The following is a 21,699-nucleotide window of genomic DNA, read 5'->3' on the forward strand; positions in this document are numbered from 1 at the left end:
TCCCTGTTAAGCCGATTTACTTTGTTCATATATTTGTCTACAAAAGTAATATATAATGGCTGTTTCTTTGAAAATAAAGCAAGAGTTTTATATAAAAATGTCACTTTATTATCGGAGGATATGAATAATCTATTTATGGAGGAGCCGACCATGTTAGATAAAATGAAGCTTTGGAAAAGTAACAACACTTCTTCCAATCTCCGAGATCGAATAAGTACTATAAAAGAACAACAAGTCCCTGAACATGTCGCAATTATTATGGACGGGAATGGAAGATGGGCAAAAAAAAGAGCCATGCCAAGAATTGCTGGACATCATGAAGGAATGAAGGTCGTTCGTAAGATAACGAAATTAGCTAATGAACTTGGAGTTAGGACGTTAACCTTGTATGCTTTTTCTACAGAGAACTGGAAAAGGCCCAAAATGGAAGTAGACTATCTAATGAAATTACCTGAAGAATTTTTAGGGTCCTTTTTACCAGAATTAGTGGAAGAAAATGTTCAGGTAAAGATGATGGGATATAGAGAGAATCTACCTTCTCATACTTTGAACGCATTAGAAAAGGCCATACATGATACGAGAGATAATAATGGACTCATTCTAAATTTTGCTCTTAACTATGGCAGTCGAGCTGAAATACTTGAAGCTGTAAAGAATGTCTTAAATGATTATAAAAGTGGTATAATGAAGGATGATGAATTAAATGAAGATGTCTTTTCAAGCTATTTAATGACAAATGGTTTGAAAGACCCTGATTTACTTATTAGAACAAGTGGTGAAATTCGCTTAAGTAACTTTATGCTTTGGCAGCTAGCTTATACAGAGTTCTGGTTTACAGATGTTCTATGGCCAGATTTTTCTGAAGAACATCTTGTTGAAGCCATTGAGGTTTTTCAAAATCGTCAGAGGCGTTTTGGCGGAGTTTAGTAAAGGTGTTGAAAATTAAATGAAGCAAAGAATTATCACAGCAATTATCGCAGCAGCAATCTTTTTACCTCTTGTCATTTTTGGGGGTATGCCGTTTGTTATATTAACATACCTTTTAGCTTCTGTTGCTTTACATGAGCTTCTAAGAATGAGAAATTTAAAACTTTTTTCTGTACCGGGCCTTATCTCACTAGTAGTTCTTTGGATTTTTCTTTTACCCGATCAATACCAGGGGATACTGAGTGATCTAAACTATACAAAGGTCGAATTTGCATTATTGGCTGTACTGTTATTTTTGACGTATACAGTAGCGACAAAAAATCGATTTACTTTTGATGATGTTGCTTTTTCAACGATGGCTACTCTTTATATCGGAATGGGATTTTTGTATTTTATTGAAACACGTGAAGCAGGATTAGTGTATATTTTTTACTCTTTATTCATTATTTGGGCAACGGATTCTGGTGCCTATTTTATCGGTCGCGCTTTCGGGAAAAATAAACTTTGGCCTGAAATAAGCCCGAATAAAACCATTGAAGGCTTTATCGGTGGGATCATATGCGCCGTTTTAGTTGCTGTGTTGTTTATTGTTTTCTCAGACATACAAGCATCGTTAATTGAGTTAGTATTAATTACCATTTTACTATCAATATTTGGCCAAGTTGGTGACCTAGTTGAATCTGCATTGAAGAGACATTATGATGTTAAGGATTCTGGAACAATCCTTCCAGGCCATGGTGGTATACTAGATAGATTTGATAGTTTATTATTTGTTTGGCCGCTTCTACACTTTTTCAATCTTCTCTAATACATTTTGATGAAGAAGTGTGGTAGTTGGTATTTCTAATACATAAAATAGTTTCGAAAATCTAATCGGAGTTGAATTTGGTGAAGTGCATTAGTTTGTTAGGGGCAACAGGATCTATTGGAACCCAAACGTTAGATATAATAAGAGAGCATAGTGAAGAATTTAAACTCAATGCGATCTCTGTAGGGCGTAATTTGGAGCTGACTAGAAAAATAATTCTAGAGTTTAAACCAGAATTAGTTTCTGTTAGTGAAAAAGCTTCAGCTGAAACTTTAAGAGCTGAATTTCCGAATCTGAACATTTCTTATGGACAGGGGGGCTTAGTAGAAGTAGCTACTTTCCATAAGTCTGATATACTAGTAAATGCCATTCTAGGTAGTGTGGGTCTACAACCTACATTGCAAGCAATCGAGGCGAAGAAAACCATAGCGATAGCAAATAAAGAGACTCTAGTTACTGCTGGGCATCTAGTGATGGATGCAGCTGAAAAGCACGGCGTTACGTTACTTCCAGTTGATAGTGAACATTCCGCTATTTATCAGGCATTACAGGGTGAAAAAGAAAAAAATATTGAAAAGCTAATACTGACTGCATCGGGGGGGAGCTTTAGGGATCGCACCCGCGCAGAACTAGAACACGTAACAGTTGAACAAGCTTTAAATCACCCAAACTGGTCAATGGGAGCAAAGATAACCATCGATTCAGCAACGATGATGAATAAAGGACTCGAAGTGATTGAAGCACATTGGCTTTTTGCGATGCCATATGAAAAAATTGAGGTGCTTCTTCATAAAGAAAGTATCATTCACTCGATGATTGAATTCCATGACAGTAGTATCATTGCTCAACTAGGAACACCAGATATGCGAGTTCCTATCCAATATGCTTTAACCTATCCAGATCGCCTACCTTTACCTTCAGCTAATCGATTAAACTTAGCTGAGATTGGACAATTGAACTTCAAGAAAATGGATTTCGAGAGATTCCGTTGTTTACAGTTTGCTTTTGAAGCTGGTAAAAAAGGAGGCACTTTACCTACTGTACTAAATGCTGCAAATGAAGCAGCCGTTGAGGCCTTCTTGTCAGGGAAAATTACCTTCTTGCAGATTGAAGATTTAATAGAAAAAGCACTAGAAAATCATCATAGTATTCAAACACCAAGTCTTTCATTGATTCAAGAGGTTGATCAAGAGACGCGCACATATGTAAACTCACTTCTAAAATAAAGGTGGTTAAAAATTGAGTACAGTATTAGCCTTTATCATCATTTTTGGAGCACTTGTATTTTTTCATGAATTAGGACATTTTATTTTTGCTAAAAGAGCTGGAATTCTATGTCGGGAATTTGCTATAGGTATGGGTCCGAAGGTCTTTTCTCATAAAAAAGGGGAAACGGTTTATACCATCAGATTACTGCCTATCGGTGGATTTGTCAGGATGGCTGGAGAAGACCCTGAAATGGTCGAAATCAAACCAGGTTTTCGTGTGGGGCTATTATTTAATAAAAATGAGGAAGTTACAAAAATCATCCTTAATAACAAAGAAAAATATCCAGATGCCAGAATTATTGAAGTTGAATACGCGGATATTGAGCATGACTTAGTTATTAAAGGTTATGAAGAAGGGGAAGACGAGCTCTTAAAATCGTTTCCGATTAGCCGAAAAGCGCATTTAGTTGAAAATGGTGTGGAGACCCTCTTAGCTCCTTACGATAGACAGTTTGCTTCTAAGACATTAGGTCAAAGAACGATGGCTATTTTTGCTGGTCCGATGATGAACTTTGTGCTAGCAGGCGTTCTATTTATATTAATTGCTCTCCTTCAAGGCATACCAACAAACGAGCCAATGTTAGGAAAACTTACTCCTGAAGGTGCTGCGTTAGAAGGTGGACTTAAAGAAGGCGATATCGTCCACAGTGTAGATGGAGCAGAGATTTCAAGCTGGTCCGATGTGGTCGAAGTGATCCGTAAGAATCCGGGGAATGAACTAGAATTTATTATTGAACGTGAAGGACAAGAGATGACACTTCCAATTACGCCAAAGGAGCAGGAAATTGAAGGTGAAAAAATTGGGATTATTGGCGTATATAGCCCGATGGAAAAATCTCCTGTAAAATCAGTCGTTTATGGAGTTAAAGAAGTTTATTTCTGGACTACTGAGATTTTCTCCATGTTAGGAAAATTAATTACGGGGCAATTCTCAATCGACGCTCTTTCTGGTCCAGTTGGAATCTATGTATCAACAGATACCGTAGCTAAATCAGGAATCTATTATTTAATGAAATGGGCAGGGATTTTAAGTATCAACCTAGGAATTATGAACTTACTTCCAATTCCAGCATTGGACGGTGGAAGACTTATGTTTTTCGCTGTTGAAGCAGTTAGAGGTAAACCGATTGATCGGCATAAAGAAGGAATGGTCCATTTTATCGGATTTGCTTTACTAATGCTATTAATGCTAGTTGTTACTTGGAATGATATTCAACGATTCTTCTTGTAAAAGTTAGATAAATTCTAAAGTGTGAACACTATGGCTATCCTACAAGGGTAGCCTAGACACTTTTCTACATTCAATTTTTCCTATAATGACACAAATAAAAAAATTTTAGAAGCTATTAAATGAGGTGCAAATAGATGAAGCAAAGTACGACGCTAATTCCTACTCTTAGGGAAGTTCCAGCAGATGCAGAAATTAAAAGCCATCAATTGCTATTAAGAGCTGGCTTTATGAGACAAAATGCAAGTGGTATATATAGCTACATGCCATTAGCAAAAAGAGTATTGCAGAAAATTGAAACGATCGTTCGTGAAGAAATGGATAATGCGGGTGCTGCTGAGCTACTAATGCCGGCTATGCAACAAGCAGAACTTTGGCAGGAATCAGGACGTTGGTATTCATATGGTCCTGAATTAATGCGATTGAAGGATCGTCATGATCGAGACTTTGCTCTTGGGGCAACTCATGAGGAAGTCATCACAAGCCTAGTTCGCGATGAAGTAAAATCATATAAAAGATTGCCTTTAACACTCTATCAAATTCAAACGAAGTTTCGTGATGAAAAACGCCCGCGTTTTGGTTTACTTCGTGGCCGCGAATTTATCATGAAGGATGCCTATTCGTTTCATTCATCACAAGAATCATTAGACGAAGTATATGATAAGTTATATAAGGCATATTCCAATGTGTTCTCACGTTGCGGATTAAACTTCAGAGCAGTTATTGCTGATTCTGGTGCAATGGGTGGGAAGGATACCCATGAATTCATGGTGTTATCAGATGTTGGCGAAGATACAATCGCATATTCTGATTCATCTGATTTTGCAGCTAATATTGAGATGGCTCCGGTTAACGTTAAGTACGAGAAAAGCACGGATTCATTAAAGGATCTTGAAAAAGTTCATACTGAAAATCAAAAAACAATTGAAGAGGTTTCTGCATTTCTTAATGTAGAAGCTAGTCTGTGCATTAAATCACTTCTTTTTAAAGTGGACGAGCAGTACGTTTTAGTTCTAGTACGCGGTGATCATGAAGTAAACGATATTAAACTTAAAAATTTATTCGAGGCAGCTACTGTTGAGTTAGCAACGGCTGAAGAAACAAAAGAAATATTAGGATGCTCTGTAGGATCATTAGGTCCTATTAAAACTGAAAATGTAGAGATTGTTGCTGACCATGCGGTAGAAGCTGTTGTCAACGCTGTTTGCGGGGCAAACGAAGAGGATTATCATTTTGTGAATGTTAATCCAGAAAGAGATTTCCAAGTAAATCGTTACGCTGATCTTCGTTTCATTAAAGAAGGGGATCCATCACCGGATGGGAACGGAACAATCCTGTTTGCAAAAGGGATTGAAGTTGGGCATGTCTTTAAATTAGGAACTAGGTACAGTGAAGCAATGAATGCTACTTACTTAGACGAAAATGGCAGAACACAGCCGATGATTATGGGCTGTTACGGTATCGGGGTTTCAAGAACAATGGCAGCTATTGCTGAACAATTTAATGATGAGAGTGGATTAGTTTGGCCAGTTAACATTGCTCCATACGACCTTCATCTTATTCCAATTAATATGAAAGACGAAAGTCAAGCAAACCTAGCTGAGGAGCTATATTCTACCTTTAAACAAAATCGCTATGAAGTATTAATGGACGATAGACAGGAGCGTCCAGGTGTTAAATTTGCTGATTCAGATTTAATCGGACTGCCTGTCAGAATAACAGTTGGGAAAAAAGCCTCTGAAGGGGTTGTAGAGGTTAAAGTTCGTAAAACAGGTGAGATGCAAGAGGTTCATAAGGACGATTTACTACAAACCATTACGAACATAATCTCAAGTTTATAATGAAAAAGCGGGTTCTTTGGAGCCCGCTTTTTCATTTTGAAGTTTAACATTTTTGGAAATGGTGATGGAAGCTTTAAGGAAGACCCCTAGCGCAATTTGTTAAATTTAGCAAAGATATATTTTTTATTTCCTCACCTAACTCCTTTTTCTTTTATGTTATAATAACCTTTGCTAATACTTGTACATCTTATATTAGATATTATTTTGATGGAGGGGAGAGAGGTTGATGAGCGATGCTTCAGGTAGAAAAGAGCGATTCCAACTTTTGCTCCAGCAGCTTCAACTTACGGAAAATGCTTTTGTGGAATACTTTTCGAATGCTGAAATTGAAAAAGTCGTAATCGAAAAGCAAGCAAAGAGATGGCATTTTCATTTTTTATTTGAAAAAATACTGCCTTGTAAGGTCCTGATTCAGTTCACAGATAAATTACAAAAAACTTTCTCACATATTGCGACGATCTCCTACGCTATAAACGTTAAGGACCAACAGATCTCACAAGAAATACTTCTAGAGTATTGGAATACTTGTGTTCAAGAGCTAGATGGAATTTCCCCACCTTTAATAAAATTATTAAATGAACAAGTTCCTAAAGTACAGGGGAATAAGCTCACAATCAGTGTTGGGAATGAACTTGAAGGACTAGCAATTAAAAGAAAATATGCAACGATTATTAGTGATGCTTATCAACAGTTTGGGTTTCCGGCCCTTGTAATTGATACTGAAGTTAATAGTGATTCCTCTACGGAACAATATGAAGCATTTTTAAAGGCAAAACAAAAAGAAGATCAAGAAAGAGGCTTACAAGCACTTATCGAGATGGAGAAACAGGAGGCAGAAAAAGAATCTGCTGATAGTGGACAACCATCTGGTCCTTTAACCATTGGATTAACGATTAAGGACGATGCTGATTTTAGAAAGATAGAAGAAATTGTTGATGAAGAGCGACGAATTGCGATAGAAGGATATGTTTTTGCTGCAGAAACAAAAGAACTGCGAAGCGGTAGAACTCTATTAACCTTTAAAGTTACCGATTACTCAAGCTCGATTATGGTAAAGATGTTCTCTCGTGATAAAGAGGATGCTGCTCTATACCAACGAGTTCAAAAAGGAATGTGGCTAAAGGTTCGAGGTAGCATCCAAAACGATACCTTTGTGCGTGATTTGGTCATGATCGGAAATGACATAAATGAAATGAAGCCAATAGAGCGAAAGGACACTGCACCAGAAGATGAGAAGCGAGTGGAGCTACACCTTCACACTCCAATGAGTCAAATGGATGCTGTCAGCTCTGTTAGTTCTTTAGTCAGCCAGGCAAAAAAGTGGGGCCATAAAGCGATAGCAATAACAGACCATGCCGTTGCTCAGTCGTTCCCTGAGGCTTATAGTGCAGGAAAGAAAAATGATATAAAAATTTTATATGGTGTTGAAGTTAACTTAGTCGATGATGGAGTGCCAATTGCTTATAATGATGCTCACCGACTACTGGCCGATGACACGTATGTAGTGTTCGACGTAGAGACGACAGGACTTTCAGCCGTATACAATACAATTATCGAATTAGCCGCTGTAAAAATTAAAGACGGAGAAATAATAGACCGATTTGAAGCATTTGCGAATCCACACCATCCGTTATCCGCAACAACGATTGACTTAACGGGGATTACGGACGATATGGTAAGAGATGCACCAGAAGTGGAGGAAGTACTCCACAGATTCCATCAATGGGCTGAAGACTGTGTGTTCGTTGCTCATAATGCATCATTTGATATGGGATTCTTAAATGTAGGTTATAAAAAAGCAGGGATAGAAAAGGCGACCAATCCGGTTATTGATACCCTTGAACTAGCCCGTTTCCTATACCCAGAAATGAAAAATCATCGTCTAAATACACTTGCGAAAAAATTTGATGTTGAACTTACCCAACATCACCGTGCGATCTATGATGCTGAGGCAACAGGATATCTATTAATGAAAATGTTAAAAGATGCACACGAGCAAGGTATTGAATACCATGATCAATTTAATGACAATATGGGGAAAGGGAATGCATACCAACGTGCACGGCCTTATCATTGTACGTTACTTGCACAAAACGAAAAGGGGCTTAAGAATCTGTTTAAGCTCATTTCCATTTCTCATTTGAATTATTTCTACCGAGTGCCTCGAATTCCAAGATCGGTCCTTCAAAAACATAGGGAGGGAATCATTGTTGGTTCGGGGTGTGATAAAGGAGAAGTATTCGAAGGGATGATGCAAAAAGCCCCTGAGGAAGTGGAAGCAACAGCTAGATTTTACGATTATATTGAGGTTCATCCAAAGCAGGTTTATGCACATCTAATAGAGTTGGAGCTTGTTCAGGATGAGCATGCCTTAGAGGATATCATTAAAAATATCGTAAGCCTCGGTGATCAACTTAACATTCCAGTCGTGGCGACAGGTAACACTCATTATCTAAATCCAAATGATAAGATTTATCGAAAAATATTGATTAGCTCTCAAGGCGGGGCAAATCCATTAAATCGACACCAATTACCAGATGTTCACTTTAGAACAACCAATGAAATGCTAGAAGCTTTTCAGTTTTTAGGTAAAGAAAAAGCGAAGGAACTTGTTGTCACTAACAGTAATAAAATTGCTGATATGATAGAAGTTATCAAACCAATTAAAGATGACCTTTATACGCCTAAAATTGAAGGCGCTGATGAAGAAATGAGAAATTTAAGTTATTCGATGGCCAAACGAATCTACGGCGATGACCTTCCAGAGATTGTAGAAGCTCGACTGGAAAAAGAGCTAAAAAGTATTATTGGTCATGGATTTGCGGTTATTTACTTAATTTCTCATAAACTTGTTAAAAAATCGCTAGATGACGGTTACTTAGTTGGTTCTCGTGGTTCAGTAGGATCCTCTCTTGTAGCAACGATGACAGAAATTACAGAAGTAAATCCATTGCCACCGCATTATGTTTGCCCTCATTGCAAACATTCAGAGTTTTTCAATGACGGATCGGTTGGGTCAGGATTTGATTTACCTGATAAGGATTGCCCTAATTGCGGCGGTGTATATAAAAAAGACGGACATGATATTCCGTTTGAGACTTTCCTTGGATTTAAAGGAGATAAAGTTCCCGATATCGATCTAAACTTCTCAGGTGAATATCAGCCTCGTGCTCATAACTATACGAAGGTTCTATTTGGTGAAGATTATGTTTATCGTGCCGGAACGATCGGTACTGTAGCTGATAAAACAGCGTTCGGTTATGTTAAAGCGTATCAGCAAGACCATAATCTTACGCTACGTGGTGCTGAAATTGAACGGCTTGCCTCTGGTTGTACAGGAGTAAAACGGACAACTGGACAGCATCCAGGGGGAATCATCGTAGTTCCAGATTATATGGATATTTTTGATTTTACGCCTATTCAATTCCCTGCTGATGATCGTACGTCAGAGTGGAAAACAACTCATTTTGACTTCCATTCTATTCATGATAATTTACTAAAGCTTGATATACTAGGGCACGATGATCCGACCGTTATTCGTATGCTTCAAGATTTAAGTGGAATCGATCCAAAGACGATTCCAACTGACGATCCAGAGGTTATGAAAATATTTAGTGGTACAGAGGCCCTTGGAGTATCGGAAGAACAAATTATGTGTAAAACAGGAACATACGGGATTCCTGAGTTTGGTACTCGATTTGTTAGACAAATGCTTGAGGATACAAAACCGACTACCTTTTCTGAGTTAGTTCAAATATCTGGTCTATCCCATGGAACTGACGTATGGCTTGGCAATGCTCAAGAGCTTATCCATAACAATATTTGTACCTTAAGTGAAGTAATCGGTTGTCGTGATGACATCATGGTATATTTGATCTATCAAGGATTAGAGCCATCATTTGCTTTTAAAATCATGGAGTCCGTTCGTAAAGGTAAAGGTTTATCTGATGATATGGAAGAAGAAATGCGTAAGAACGAGGTACCGGAATGGTATATTGACTCATGTAAGAAAATCAAATACATGTTCCCTAAAGCTCACGCAGCCGCATACGTATTAATGGCCGTGAGGATTGCTTACTTTAAGGTTCATCATCCGCTTCTATATTACGCAGCATACTTTACTGTTCGAGCAGAGGACTTTGATATAGAAGCAATGGTAAAGGGGTCACAGGCAATTAGAGCAAAAGTAGAAGAAATCAATTCTAAAGGATTAGATGCTTCTACGAAAGAGAAAAACTTGATGACCGTTCTTGAGTTAGCTTTAGAAATGAATGAGCGTGGTTTCTCATTTAAAAAGGTAGACCTATACCGTTCAAGTGCATCGGAATTTATCATCGATGGGAATTCATTAATCCCTCCGTTTAACTCAATCCCGGGACTTGGAACGAACGTAGCGCTAAATATTGTTAAAGCTAGAGAAGATGGGGAATTCCTTTCGAAAGAAGACCTACAGCAACGTGGAAGAGTTTCTAAAACAATTCTAGAATATCTTGATAATCTTGGATGTTTAGAGTCTTTACCTGATCAAAATCAATTATCACTGTTTTAACAACAACGTCTTAACCATACCTTAGGAGAAATTTACGTATCCTAATACTTGAAAGTTGTAAGAACAAACCATATAGGAATAGCTGTCACCCCTTGGTTTACAGCTATTCCATTTGCATTAAAAATATGGTTATGGTATAGTTTTATTGGAAATACTAACGTTAACTCTCGTAACCAAGAGTGGGGTCACCCCACTCTTTCGTGTTGTGTAGACTTTTTTATCATAGCTGTTTTCGTACATAATTTAATTAATATCTTGTTCTTTGGAGGACAAATATTGTTTTAAGTCACTAATAACTTCAGTGTCCAACAACTTTACTGTGACAAGAAGATTTTGCGAAAAAGAGCATTAACCATTTTAAATTAGCGCACAAAATTAAAGAACGGGCTACAGAAAGTACGTGAGGAGGGAAATCATGAGTAAAGTAATTGAAGTAGTCGAAAGCTTAGCCACCCCTATTGTTAATGAACTAAATTTGGAGTTAGTCGATATCGAATATGTAAAAGAAGGAAAAAGTTGGTTTCTTCGCGTATTTATTGATAAAGAAAATGGTGTTGACATTGAAGAGTGTGGTCTTGTTAGTGAAAGGTTAAGTGAAAAGCTAGATGAATTAGACCCGATACCGTATAACTACTTTCTAGAAGTATCATCTCCTGGAGCTGAACGCCCTTTAAAGAAAGAGAAGGATTTTGAAAAAGCAATCGGTAAGAACGTTTTTATTAAAACCTATGAACCAATAGATGGAGAAAAAGCATTCGAGGGCGTACTAAAAGGTTTTGATGGTGAGACGGTTACTGTAGATATGAAAATTAAAACTAGAACTAAGACCGTTGAGATACCTTACGCAAAGGTTGCTAGTGCGCGTTTAGCTGTTACATTCAGTTAATTGAATATTACCAATCTATCCTCTTTGAAATGACAACTAGGTAAAACGATTGTTGTAAAGATGAACAAGGATTTAATAGTACAAGATGATGATTCATTCAAAACATAATATCTTGAAGAAAAACTCGAAACGAGAGACTTAAGAGAGTTAAAGGGGGATACAATTTCATGAGCAGTGAATTATTAGATGCTCTGACGTTACTTGAAAAAGAAAAAGGGATATCTCGAGATGTAATTATTGAAGCGATTGAAGCTGCCCTTATTTCTGCATACCGCCGAAATTTTAATCAAGCTCAAAATGTGCGTATTGATTTGAACCTCGGTTCGGGAACGATGAGAGTATTTGCTCGAAAAGAAGTAGTAGAGGAAGTGTTTGATCCACGTCTTGAAATTTCTCTAGAGGAAGCACAAAGAATTAATCCAAATTACCAAGTAGAGGACGTAGTCGAATTAGAGGTTACTCCAAAGGATTTTGGAAGAATTGCTGCCCAAACAGCTAAACAAGTGGTAACACAGCGCGTCCGTGAAGCAGAAAGAGGCATTATTTATTCAGAGTTTATTGACCGCGAAGAAGACATCATGACTGGTATTGTACAACGATTAGATTCTAAATTCATTTATGTTAGCTTAGGAAAGATTGAAGCGATTTTGCCGGCGAATGAACAGATGCCTAATGAGAGATACAAACCACATGATCGAATTAAAGTCTTTATTACAAAAGTTGAAAAGACGACTAAAGGTCCACAGATTTTTGTATCAAGAACTCACCCAGGATTACTAAAAAGATTGTTCGAAATCGAAGTTCCTGAAATCTATGATGGAACAGTTGAGATTAAATCAGTTGCTCGTGAAGCAGGGGACCGTTCTAAAATATCGGTTCATTCAGATAATTCAGAAGTAGATCCTGTTGGTTCATGTGTTGGACCAAAAGGTACCCGTGTTCAAGCAGTTGTTAATGAGTTAAAGGGTGAAAAAATCGACATCGTTAAATGGTCAGAAGACCCTGTTGTCTTTGTAGCAAATGCGTTAAGCCCTTCAAAAGTTCTTGACGTTATTGTGAACGAAGAAGAAAAGGGTACAACCGTTGTAGTCCCTGATTATCAGCTTTCTCTTGCGATTGGTAAAAGAGGTCAAAATGCGAGGCTTGCAGCAAAGCTAACAGGGTGGAAAATTGATATTAAATCAGAATCTGATGCTAGAGAAGCTGGTATTTATCCACGTGAAGAAGGCATTCTATCATTCGACGATGAAGATTCTGATATTGATACAGATACAGACTTAAACTTAGATTTTAATGAGGATTTAGAATAAGAAGGAGGTGAATGATGGTGAACAATCGAAAAAAAGTTCCAATGCGAAAATGTGTTGCAACTGGTGAAATGAAGCCAAAAAAAGAATTAGTTCGCATCGTTCGCTCCAAAGATGGGGAAGTCTCCATTGATTTAACGGGGAAGAAGTCTGGTCGAGGAGCTTATCTATCGAAAGATAAAGAAGCTGTTCTATTAGCAAAAAAGAAAAATGTATTAAAAAATCATCTAGAAGTAACTGTAGAAGATTCGGTTTATGACGAGCTTTTAGAGTTAATAGGGAAAGAGAATCGACTATCCTAATGAGTACAAATAAATGGATGTCATTGCTTGGCTTAGCCAATCGAGCGCGTAAAATTATTTCTGGTGAGGAGCTTTCCGTTAAGGAAATACGTAACGGTAAAGCAAAGCTTGTTTTGCTTTCTGCGGACGCATCCGCAAATACGAGTAAAAAAGTGACTGACAAATGCAAATCCTATAACATTCCTTATAAAATTGTAGAAAACCGTTTTTTACTCGGTCAAGCGATTGGAAAAGAAGCCCGCGTAGTAGTGGCTGTTCTAGATGAGGGATTTGCCAAAAAGCTAATGACGTTGCTCGATTAAATCTAGCGGGGGTGTAATAATGAGTAAAATACGAGTTTACGAATATGCGAAAAAGCATAATGTTTCAAGTAAAGACGTGATCTCAAAACTAAAAGAAATGAACGTTGAGGTTTCTAATCATATGACAACAATTGAAGATGATACAGTGAAAAAGTTAGATAGTTTATACAATAAGAACGAAAAACCTGCTCAAACACAAAATAAACAAGAGCAAAAGCCTCAAAACCAAAAGCCTCAGCCTCAGGTCCAATCAAAAACAAAGGCAAGTGCATTTGAAGACGATGATAATACAAGTCCTTCTAAAGTAAAGGTTAAAACGGCACCAAAAGCGAAAGACGGTAAAAAAGGAATACAAGAGAACCAGTCTAAAGAGAATAAAGCGTTTACAAAAGGTAAAAACAACAACAATAACAATAAAAACCGAAATCAGCAAAACAACAATAATAGAAATAGAAACCAACACCAACACCAAAATCAACAGCAACAGCCTAAAAAAGAGAAGGAGCTTCCTTCAAAAATCACTTTTAGTGAATCTTTAACAGTTGCTGAGTTGGCAAAGAAGCTTCACCGTGAGCCTTCAGAAATTATCAAAAAGCTATTCTTACTAGGTGTAATGGCAACAATCAACCAAGACCTAGACAAAGATGCAATCGAATTAATTGCTTCTGAATATGGTGTAGAAGTAGAAGAAGAAATTAAGATTGATACAACTGATTTAGAGGTTTATTTCACTGAAGATGATGAAGCAGAACTAGTTGAAAGACCATCAGTTGTTACCATCATGGGTCACGTTGACCACGGGAAAACAACTCTTCTAGACTCTATTCGTAATACAAAGGTAACTGCTGGAGAAGCAGGTGGAATCACTCAGCATATCGGTGCTTATCAAGTAGTCGAGAACGGCAAAAAGATTACATTCCTTGATACACCGGGTCACGCTGCTTTCACTACCATGCGTGCTCGTGGGGCGAAAATTACAGATATCACCATCCTTGTTGTAGCAGCTGATGATGGTGTAATGCCACAAACAATTGAAGCAATCAACCATGCCAAAGCTGCGGAAGTACCAATTATTGTTGCGGTAAATAAGATGGATAAAGAAGCTGCCAATCCTGACCGTGTAATGCAGGAACTGACTGAACATGGATTAGTACCTGAGGCTTGGGGTGGAGATACAATTTTCGTTCCACTTTCAGCGTTAAAAGGTGAAGGAATCGATTCACTTCTTGAAATGATTCTTCTTGTTGGAGAAGTAGAAGAATACAAGGCTAATCCAAACAGAAAAGCAATTGGTACCGTAATTGAAGCTCAGCTTGATAAAGGTAGAGGTTCAGTTGCAACCCTTCTTGTTCAAAATGGAACGTTACGCGTTGGTGACCCAATCGTAGTTGGAAGAACATTCGGTCGTGTTCGTGCGATGGTTAATGATCTTGGTCGTCGTGTAAAAGAAGCAGGACCTTCTACACCTGTAGAAATTACAGGATTAAACGATGTACCTCTTGCTGGAGATCGTTTCGTAGTATTTGAAGATGAGAAGACAGCTCGCTCTGTAGGGGAAGCTCGTGCACAAATTGCCATCCAAGCACAAAGAAGCGAGAAAACAAAAGTAAGTCTTGAAAACCTATTCGAACATATGAAACAAGGTGAAATGAAAGACTTAAACTTAATTGTTAAAGCTGACGTTCAAGGTTCTGTTGAGGCTGTAGCTGCTGCTCTTCAAAAGCTTGATGTAGAAGGTGTAAATGTTAGAATTATTCACACGGGTGTTGGAGCAATCAACGAATCAGACATCACGTTAGCATCTGCTTCAAATGCAATCGTTATTGGATTTAACGTCCGTCCGGATAATAATGCAAAGCGTGCTGCTGATACTGAGGAAGTAGATATCCGCTTACACAGAATCATTTATAAAGTTATCGAGGAAATTGAAGCTGCAATGAAGGGAATGCTTGATCCTGAGTTCCAAGAAAAAATCACAGGTCAAGCTGAAGTTCGTCAGACATTCAAAGTATCAAAAGTGGGAACCATTGCTGGTTCTTATGTAACAGATGGTAAGATTACACGTGGTAGTGGTGTGCGTGTCATTCGTGACGGTATCGTTGTATTTGAAGGTGAAATCGATGCGTTAAAACGTTTCAAAGATGACGCTAAAGAAGTAAGCCAAGGTTACGAGTGCGGAATTACCATTAAAAACTTTAATGATGTAAAAGAAGGAGACATCATTGAAGCATATATTATGGAAGAAGTGGAACGTTAATGATAATTGGCTTAGCAGCCTGTGAATGTATTATTTACGATGCACATTCTTTAAAAGAAAAAAGAGCTGTTTTGCAACGAGTACTTACTCGTTTAAAACAGAAGTACAACATATCGGTATCAGAGGTAGACTACCAAGACGTGTGGCAACGAACAAAAATAGCGATGGTTGTTGTTACTTCTTCTAAATCTTCTACTGAAATAGAGATTCAGAACGCTCTAAGTTTTATTGACTCGTTTCCAGAGATAGAAAGAACCATTACGGATATCGAGTGGATATAAAACGGTTGTGACTTGCAAGGTCATAAACTACCCCAAGCACATTGGGGAGTCCTACTGCTCATTTAGAATAGATAAAGAGGTGACATAAAAATGAGCCTTAGATCTAATCGTGTTGGAGAGCAAATGAAAAAAGAACTAGGCGAAATCATTGGTCGTAAAATTAAAGACCCAAGAATTGGCTTTGTTACTGTTACGGACGTGCAAGTAACAGGGGATCTTCAACAAGCAAAAGTGTTTATCTCAGTGTTAGGTGATGACGAACAGAAGGATAATACGCTTAAAGGCTTAGCAAAAGCTAAAGGGTTTATCCGTTCTGAAATCGGTCAGCGTATCCGCTTGAGAAAAACACCTGAAATCATTTTTGAATTTGATGAGTCAATGGCATATGGGAATAGAATTAATGCGATTCTTCATCAAATACAAGGTGATAACAAATCAGAAGAGAGAGAACAAGAAGACTAATCATCATATAGAAGTATTTGGATTACTCCATCCACTTCATAATATGTTATTTGGTGAACTGGAAGGATAGACAGGTGTCTATCCTTTTTCTCTTACATAATACTTTTATACCTTTGGATGGTGATTGATTTGGAAGGAATTTTACCACTCTATAAATCAAGAGGAATGACTTCACATGATTGCGTATTTAAGCTGCGTAAGATACTGAGAATGAAAAGGATTGGACATACCGGAACACTAGATCCGGATGTAGATGGTGTGCTACCGATTTGTATAGGGCGTGCGACCAAGGTTGCAGAATATCTGACGGAAGCGGGAAAATCGTACGAAGGAGAAGTTACGATTGGATTCTCGACAACAACTGAGGACAGTTCAGGTGAAGTAGTTGAACAGAGGGTTGTTCGTGAGGAGTTCACTAGAAGTGAGATCCTAGAGGTACTTAAAAAGTTAAGCGGAGAAATAACCCAAACGCCACCTATGTTTTCTGCTGTTAAGGTAAATGGGAAAAGACTTTACGAGTATGCAAGAAAAGGGATTGAGGTTGAGCGTCCTTCAAGGAAGGTAACGATTTATGAATTAGAGTTATTAGATGATCGAAATTCTTTCAGTGGAGAAACCATTAAGTTTCGTTTTAGAGTTTCCTGTAGCAAGGGTACCTATGTAAGAACTTTGGCAGTCATGATTGGAGAGGAACTTGGTTACCCAGCACATATGTCAGATTTAACAAGAATTCAATCGGCAGGCTATAGGATTGAAGATTGTTTAACACTCGAAGAAGTTGAAGAAAAGATGGGAAATGGTTCGCTCCCAGCTGTATTAAAGCCTATGGAATCAGCTCTTAATCATTTGCCGAAATATGAAATTAGTGATAAATTAGGTGAGAAAGTAAAAAATGGCGCTGTTCTTCCTATACCGACAGAATTAGAGAATAACACCGGACCTATTGTAGTTAAAAATATGGATGGGGAAGCACTAGCGATTTATCAGCACCATCCTCAAAAAGCTGGTTTAATGAAACCAACAAAAGTTTTAAAAATATAAGGAATAGAACTTGAAGCAGAAGTCGTAAGGTTTCTTAGGAAAAGGTGAGTATTGAGTGGAAGTAATAAAGATAAAACACCCTCATAATATTGACAAAAATGAATTTCAACCAATGGTGTTAGCGCTTGGCTATTTTGATGGAGTGCATAAGGGACATCAAGAAGTCATTCTTACTGCCAAAGAGATAGCCCATTCAAAGGGTTTGAGAAGCGCTGTTATGACGTTCGATCCTCATCCATCGGTTGTATTAAGAAATAGCATGGAGCATGTGGAGTACATTACTCCATTAGATGAAAAAGAAAAACTCATTGAGAGCCTTGGAATTGACTACTTATTTGTTGTAGAGTTTTCTGTACCCTTCTCCCAGCTCTTACCGCAAGAGTTTGTTGACCAGTACTTGATTGGGTTAAATGCTGTTCATATCGTTGCTGGTTTCGACTATTCATATGGGAAAATGGGCAAAGGTACGATGGAGACACTTCCGTTTCACTCAAGAGCACAATTTGAATCTACGGTTGTTCCTAAATTGGAGACATATAACGAAAAGATAAGCTCAACCCTTATTCGATCTAGAATAAAAAATGGAAATATGGATCAACTACCTAATCTTTTGGGGAGATATTATACGGTTAGTGGGACTGTTATTCATGGAGATAAGAGGGGAAGAACAATAGGATTTCCGACTGCTAATATAGCTGTAAAAAATGAATATATATTGCCACCAGTAGGCGTCTATACAGTAAGAATATTAGTGGAAGGAAACTGGTTTGAAGGGGTTTGCAATGTTGGTTACAAGCCTACGTTTAATAAAGAAAAATCGTCAAGGCCATCTATAGAAGTTCATATTTTTGATTTTAACAAAGAAATATATGATCAAGAAGTTACAGTTGAGTGGCATAAACACCTTCGTAGTGAGCGTAAGTTTTCTGGTGTGGATGAACTAGTTGGTCAGATTACGATTGATAAAGAAAACGCTCTTAGCTATTTTAATAAAGCGCAAATCCTTGAATCACATTAAACAGATTGATTGTTTAACGTTTAGAATTTAGACGTCTAAATGATTAATGTGTGTAGGTAATTGAAAAAAACTACGTTTTGTCTTGCTTTTTGTCATAAAAAGTTGTATTCTTATAAACGTGAATCATTCTCAGGTGAAAGTTTAATCTTTTTACTGTGAACCATTTCACAAGAATGAACCTTTGCTTGGCAAGTCGAGTCACCGACGCTTGCTCAGTAACAGGGGATATATTATTAGGAGGTGAAACGGATGGCAATCACTAAAGAACGTAAAAATGAACTTATCAATGAGTACAAAACTCATGAAAGCGACACTGGATCTCCAGAAGTTCAAATCGCTGTCCTTACTGAAGAAATTAACAATTTAAATGAGCATTTACGTACTCATAAAAAGGACCACCACTCTCGTCGCGGTCTTTTAAAAATGGTAGGTAAACGTCGTAACCTTTTAACTTACCTTCGTAACAAAGATGTTCAACGTTACCGTGAGTTAATTAATAAGCTTGGTTTACGTCGATAATTAAGTGAAAGCGGGATTATTCCCGCTTTTTTATTAGGACTGCTTTTATAGAAATTTTTTCCTTTTATATGAAAGTTTTTATAAAGATTTTAAACATAAACACCATTAAGCGGTTAAGAGAATGTATATACATATTCCTAGCCTTTTAAGTTACAAAAAAAATGTACATACTATATTAAGACAAGCTTTTTCGCAAAACACATAAGAAAATACATGTCAATGCGAAAATAGCCTTCCATCTATCACATAATTAATTGCTTCCTAATTCATTTCATACTCAATTTCCTTTTACTTTTTAACCAAATATGGATCGTAATGATATTAGGTAGGTAATTTTGCTATATTTAATAAAATTTGCTAGAACTCCAGGTGAGTTGTTAGAGAGGGGTTTATAATATGGAACAAGAAAAGCAAGTCTATTCTTTGGATTGGGCTGGTCGCAAGTTGTCCGTTGAAATTGGACAATTAGCTAAACAAGCGAACGGTGCAGTCCTAGTCCGTTATGGAGATACGGTTGTACTTAGTACTGCAACAGCATCAAAAGAGCCTAAAAAATTAGATTTCTTTCCATTAACAGTAAATTACGAGGAAAGATTATATGCAGTAGGTAAGATTCCAGGTGGCTTTATTAAGAGAGAAGGGCGTCCTAGTGAAAAAGCTATTTTAGCTAGCCGTTTAATTGATCGCCCAATTCGTCCACTTTTTGCAGATGGTTTTAGAAATGAAGTTCAAGTCATTAGTATTGTAATGAGCGTTGATCAAGATTGTTCATCAGAAATGGCCGCAATGTTTGGTTCTTCTTTAGCATTAAGTGTGTCAGATATTCCGTTTGAGGGACCAATCGCAGGGGTTACAGTTGGACGGATAGATGGTAATTTTGTTATCAACCCAACTGTTGAGCAAATGGAAAATAGCGATATGCACTTAGTTGTTGCTGGTACAAAAGATGCAATTAACATGGTTGAAGCTGGAGCTGAAGAAGTACCAGAAGAAACGATGCTCGAAGCAATTATGTTCGGTCATGATGAAATAAAACGCTTAATCGCATTCCAAGAAGAAATCGTTGCTAAAGTGGGTAAAGAGAAGACAGAAGTGACATTGTTTGACTTAGATGCGGAATTAGAAGCTGAAATTCGTGACTTATGTGAAAAAGATATGATTCAAGCTATTCAGGTACAAGAGAAGCATGCTCGTGAAGAAGCTATAAAGAATGTAAAAAATGAAGTGTTAGCAAAATATGAAGAACAAGAAGCGAACGATGATGATATGAAGCAAGTTAAGCAAATCCTAGACAAGCTTGTTAAGAATGAAGTTCGTCGTCTCATTACGGAAGAAAAAGTTCGTCCAGATGGTCGTAATCCAGATGAGATCCGTCCTTTATCTTCTCAAATTGGCATGCTACCTAGAACGCATGGTTCTGGTCTATTTACACGTGGACAAACACAAGCATTAAGTATTTGTACACTAGGTGCATTAGGTGACGTTCAAATTTTAGATGGCCTAGGAATTGAAGAAGAGAAACGCTTTATGCATCACTATAACTTCCCTCTCTTTAGCGTTGGTGAAACTGGTCCAATGCGCGGTCCAGGAAGACGTGAAATTGGACACGGAGCATTGGGTGAGCGTGCATTAGAACCAATTATTCCATCTGAAAAGGACTTCCCATACACGATTCGTTTGGTTTCGGAAGTTCTTGAATCAAATGGATCTACTTCACAAGCAAGTATTTGTGCAAGTACGTTAGCGATGATGGATGCAGGTGTTCCAATTAAAGCACCGGTTGCAGGTATTGCAATGGGATTAGTTAAATCGGGAGAACACTATACTGTTCTAACTGATATACAAGGAATGGAAGACCATTTAGGAGATATGGACTTCAAAGTAGCAGGTACATCTAAAGGGGTAACTGCCCTACAAATGGATATTAAAATTGAAGGCTTATCTCGTGAAATTTTAGAAGAGGCTTTACAACAAGCCAAAAAAGGTCGTATGGAGATTCTAGATTCAATGTTGGCTACTATTTCTGAGCCAAAAGAGCAATTATCTAAGTACGCTCCTAAAATTCTGACTCTGCGTATCAACCCAGATAAGATTCGTGATGTTATTGGACCAAGTGGAAAACAAATCAATAAGATTATTGAAGAAACAGGCGTTAAGATAGATATCGAACAAGATGGAATGGTATTCATTTCTTCGACAAATGAGGAAATGAATCAAAGAGCGAAGAAGATTATTGAAGATATTGTCCGTGAAGTCGAAGTTGGACAAATGTATCTAGGTAAGGTAAAACGCATTGAAAAATTCGGAGCTTTTGTTGAAATCTTTAATGGAAAAGATGGCTTAGTTCATATTTCTGAATTAGCAGAAGAAAGAGTAGGAAAAGTAGAAGACGTGATCGCTATTGGTGACGAGATTCTGGTTAAAGTAACGGAAATCGATAAACAAGGTCGCGTTAATCTCTCTAGAAAAGCTGTTTTAAAAGAACAACGTGAACAAAAAGAACAAGCGCAGAAGTAAGGAGACATACGTAGGAAAGTATTCTTAATCAAACTCCTACATTTGCATTCATGCGAAGTCAGGGGAAACCCTGGCTTTTTGTTTGAGTAACACATTCGTTTTAGTTTAGTAAGATTCACCAAGTGTTGTAGTCTTTGGAAAACTTCAGTAAAGCAATTACATTCGTTCTACCTTGTCCTTTTCATA

17 protein-coding genes are annotated in these 21,699 nt (G+C 37.6%); all 17 read left to right on the forward strand.

Annotated elements, in window-relative coordinates:
- Nucleotides 1–150 precede the first annotated feature (150 nt).
- Nucleotides 151–927 carry an isoprenyl transferase gene (locus ACFYKX_RS00590; protein ID WP_389357036.1) on the forward strand — a complete coding sequence of 259 codons (777 nt, stop codon included), beginning with the start codon at nucleotides 151–153 and terminating at the stop codon, nucleotides 925–927.
- Between the two features lie 19 nt (nucleotides 928–946).
- Entirely contained in the window at nucleotides 947–1,735 is a 789-nt protein-coding gene (locus ACFYKX_RS00595) for a phosphatidate cytidylyltransferase (protein WP_389357037.1), read from the forward strand.
- Nucleotides 1,736–1,815: 80 nt separating this feature from the next.
- Entirely contained in the window at nucleotides 1,816–2,961 is a 1,146-nt protein-coding gene (locus ACFYKX_RS00600) for a 1-deoxy-D-xylulose-5-phosphate reductoisomerase (RefSeq protein WP_389357039.1), read from the forward strand.
- A 13-nt stretch (nucleotides 2,962–2,974) separates the two neighbouring features.
- Nucleotides 2,975–4,234: an RIP metalloprotease RseP gene (gene rseP, locus ACFYKX_RS00605; protein ID WP_389357041.1), complete on the forward strand. Its 1,260-nt coding sequence runs from the start codon at nucleotides 2,975–2,977 to the stop codon at nucleotides 4,232–4,234.
- Between the two features lie 134 nt (nucleotides 4,235–4,368).
- Nucleotides 4,369–6,072, forward strand: coding sequence for a proline--tRNA ligase (locus ACFYKX_RS00610; protein ID WP_389357043.1), 1,704 nt, complete (start codon nucleotides 4,369–4,371; stop codon nucleotides 6,070–6,072).
- Between the two features lie 226 nt (nucleotides 6,073–6,298).
- Nucleotides 6,299–10,621 carry a PolC-type DNA polymerase III gene (locus tag ACFYKX_RS00615; protein ID WP_389357045.1) on the forward strand — a complete coding sequence of 1,441 codons (4,323 nt, stop codon included), beginning with the start codon at nucleotides 6,299–6,301 and terminating at the stop codon, nucleotides 10,619–10,621.
- Nucleotides 10,622–11,036: 415 nt separating this feature from the next.
- Complete coding sequence (rimP, locus tag ACFYKX_RS00620) at nucleotides 11,037–11,507, forward strand: ribosome maturation factor RimP (RefSeq protein WP_389357047.1); 471 nt, start codon at nucleotides 11,037–11,039, stop codon at nucleotides 11,505–11,507.
- 167 nt (nucleotides 11,508–11,674) lie between these two features.
- Entirely contained in the window at nucleotides 11,675–12,817 is a 1,143-nt protein-coding gene (nusA, locus tag ACFYKX_RS00625) for a transcription termination factor NusA (RefSeq protein ID WP_389357049.1), read from the forward strand.
- A 17-nt stretch (nucleotides 12,818–12,834) separates the two neighbouring features.
- Nucleotides 12,835–13,116, forward strand: coding sequence for an RNase P modulator RnpM (rnpM, locus tag ACFYKX_RS00630; RefSeq protein ID WP_389358968.1), 282 nt, complete (start codon nucleotides 12,835–12,837; stop codon nucleotides 13,114–13,116).
- A complete protein-coding gene (locus ACFYKX_RS00635) occupies nucleotides 13,116–13,418 on the forward strand; it encodes a YlxQ family RNA-binding protein (protein ID WP_389357051.1) in 303 nt (100 codons plus the stop codon). Before rnpM ends, ACFYKX_RS00635 begins: the two co-directional genes overlap by 1 nt.
- Nucleotides 13,419–13,437: 19 nt before the next feature.
- Entirely contained in the window at nucleotides 13,438–15,675 is a 2,238-nt protein-coding gene (infB, locus tag ACFYKX_RS00640) for a translation initiation factor IF-2 (protein ID WP_389357053.1), read from the forward strand.
- Nucleotides 15,675–15,956: a DUF503 domain-containing protein gene (locus tag ACFYKX_RS00645; RefSeq protein WP_389357055.1), complete on the forward strand. Its 282-nt coding sequence runs from the start codon at nucleotides 15,675–15,677 to the stop codon at nucleotides 15,954–15,956. Before infB ends, ACFYKX_RS00645 begins: the two co-directional genes overlap by 1 nt.
- A gap of 90 nt (nucleotides 15,957–16,046) precedes the next feature.
- Complete coding sequence (gene rbfA / locus ACFYKX_RS00650) at nucleotides 16,047–16,418, forward strand: 30S ribosome-binding factor RbfA (RefSeq protein WP_389357057.1); 372 nt, start codon at nucleotides 16,047–16,049, stop codon at nucleotides 16,416–16,418.
- 129 nt (nucleotides 16,419–16,547) lie between these two features.
- Nucleotides 16,548–17,459, forward strand: a complete 912-nt coding sequence (gene truB, locus ACFYKX_RS00655) for a tRNA pseudouridine(55) synthase TruB (RefSeq protein WP_389357059.1) — start codon at nucleotides 16,548–16,550, stop codon at nucleotides 17,457–17,459.
- Nucleotides 17,460–17,514: 55 nt separating this feature from the next.
- A complete protein-coding gene (ribF, locus tag ACFYKX_RS00660) occupies nucleotides 17,515–18,477 on the forward strand; it encodes a bifunctional riboflavin kinase/FAD synthetase (RefSeq protein WP_389357061.1) in 963 nt (320 codons plus the stop codon).
- Between the two features lie 249 nt (nucleotides 18,478–18,726).
- Nucleotides 18,727–18,996, forward strand: a complete 270-nt coding sequence (rpsO, locus tag ACFYKX_RS00665; RefSeq protein ID WP_389357063.1) for a 30S ribosomal protein S15 — start codon at nucleotides 18,727–18,729, stop codon at nucleotides 18,994–18,996.
- Nucleotides 18,997–19,392: 396 nt separating this feature from the next.
- Complete coding sequence (gene pnp, locus ACFYKX_RS00670; RefSeq protein WP_389357065.1) at nucleotides 19,393–21,513, forward strand: polyribonucleotide nucleotidyltransferase; 2,121 nt, start codon at nucleotides 19,393–19,395, stop codon at nucleotides 21,511–21,513.
- Nucleotides 21,514–21,699 lie beyond the last annotated feature (186 nt).

Source organism: Cytobacillus spartinae, assembly GCF_042865285.1.
GTDB classification, from domain to species: domain Bacteria; phylum Bacillota; class Bacilli; order Bacillales; family Cytobacillaceae; genus Robertmurraya_A; species Robertmurraya_A spartinae.

What these genes read in the sequence shown, in the direction of transcription:
- ACFYKX_RS00590 (WP_389357036.1), top strand. Translation starts at nt 151, where the DNA reads ATGTTAGATAAAATGAAGCTTTGGAAAAGTAACAACACTTCTTCCAAT.
- ACFYKX_RS00595 (WP_389357037.1), top strand. Translation starts at nt 947, where the DNA reads ATGAAGCAAAGAATTATCACAGCAATTATCGCAGCAGCAATCTTTTTA.
- ACFYKX_RS00610 (WP_389357043.1), top strand. Translation starts at nt 4,369, where the DNA reads ATGAAGCAAAGTACGACGCTAATTCCTACTCTTAGGGAAGTTCCAGCA.
- ACFYKX_RS00615 (WP_389357045.1), top strand. Translation starts at nt 6,299, where the DNA reads ATGAGCGATGCTTCAGGTAGAAAAGAGCGATTCCAACTTTTGCTCCAG.
- rimP (WP_389357047.1), top strand. Translation starts at nt 11,037, where the DNA reads ATGAGTAAAGTAATTGAAGTAGTCGAAAGCTTAGCCACCCCTATTGTT.
- nusA (WP_389357049.1), top strand. Translation starts at nt 11,675, where the DNA reads ATGAGCAGTGAATTATTAGATGCTCTGACGTTACTTGAAAAAGAAAAA.
- ACFYKX_RS00635 (WP_389357051.1), top strand. Translation starts at nt 13,116, where the DNA reads ATGAGTACAAATAAATGGATGTCATTGCTTGGCTTAGCCAATCGAGCG.
- infB (WP_389357053.1), top strand. Translation starts at nt 13,438, where the DNA reads ATGAGTAAAATACGAGTTTACGAATATGCGAAAAAGCATAATGTTTCA.
- ACFYKX_RS00645 (WP_389357055.1), top strand. Translation starts at nt 15,675, where the DNA reads ATGATAATTGGCTTAGCAGCCTGTGAATGTATTATTTACGATGCACAT.
- rbfA (WP_389357057.1), top strand. Translation starts at nt 16,047, where the DNA reads ATGAGCCTTAGATCTAATCGTGTTGGAGAGCAAATGAAAAAAGAACTA.
- rpsO (WP_389357063.1), top strand. Translation starts at nt 18,727, where the DNA reads ATGGCAATCACTAAAGAACGTAAAAATGAACTTATCAATGAGTACAAA.
- pnp (WP_389357065.1), top strand. Translation starts at nt 19,393, where the DNA reads ATGGAACAAGAAAAGCAAGTCTATTCTTTGGATTGGGCTGGTCGCAAG.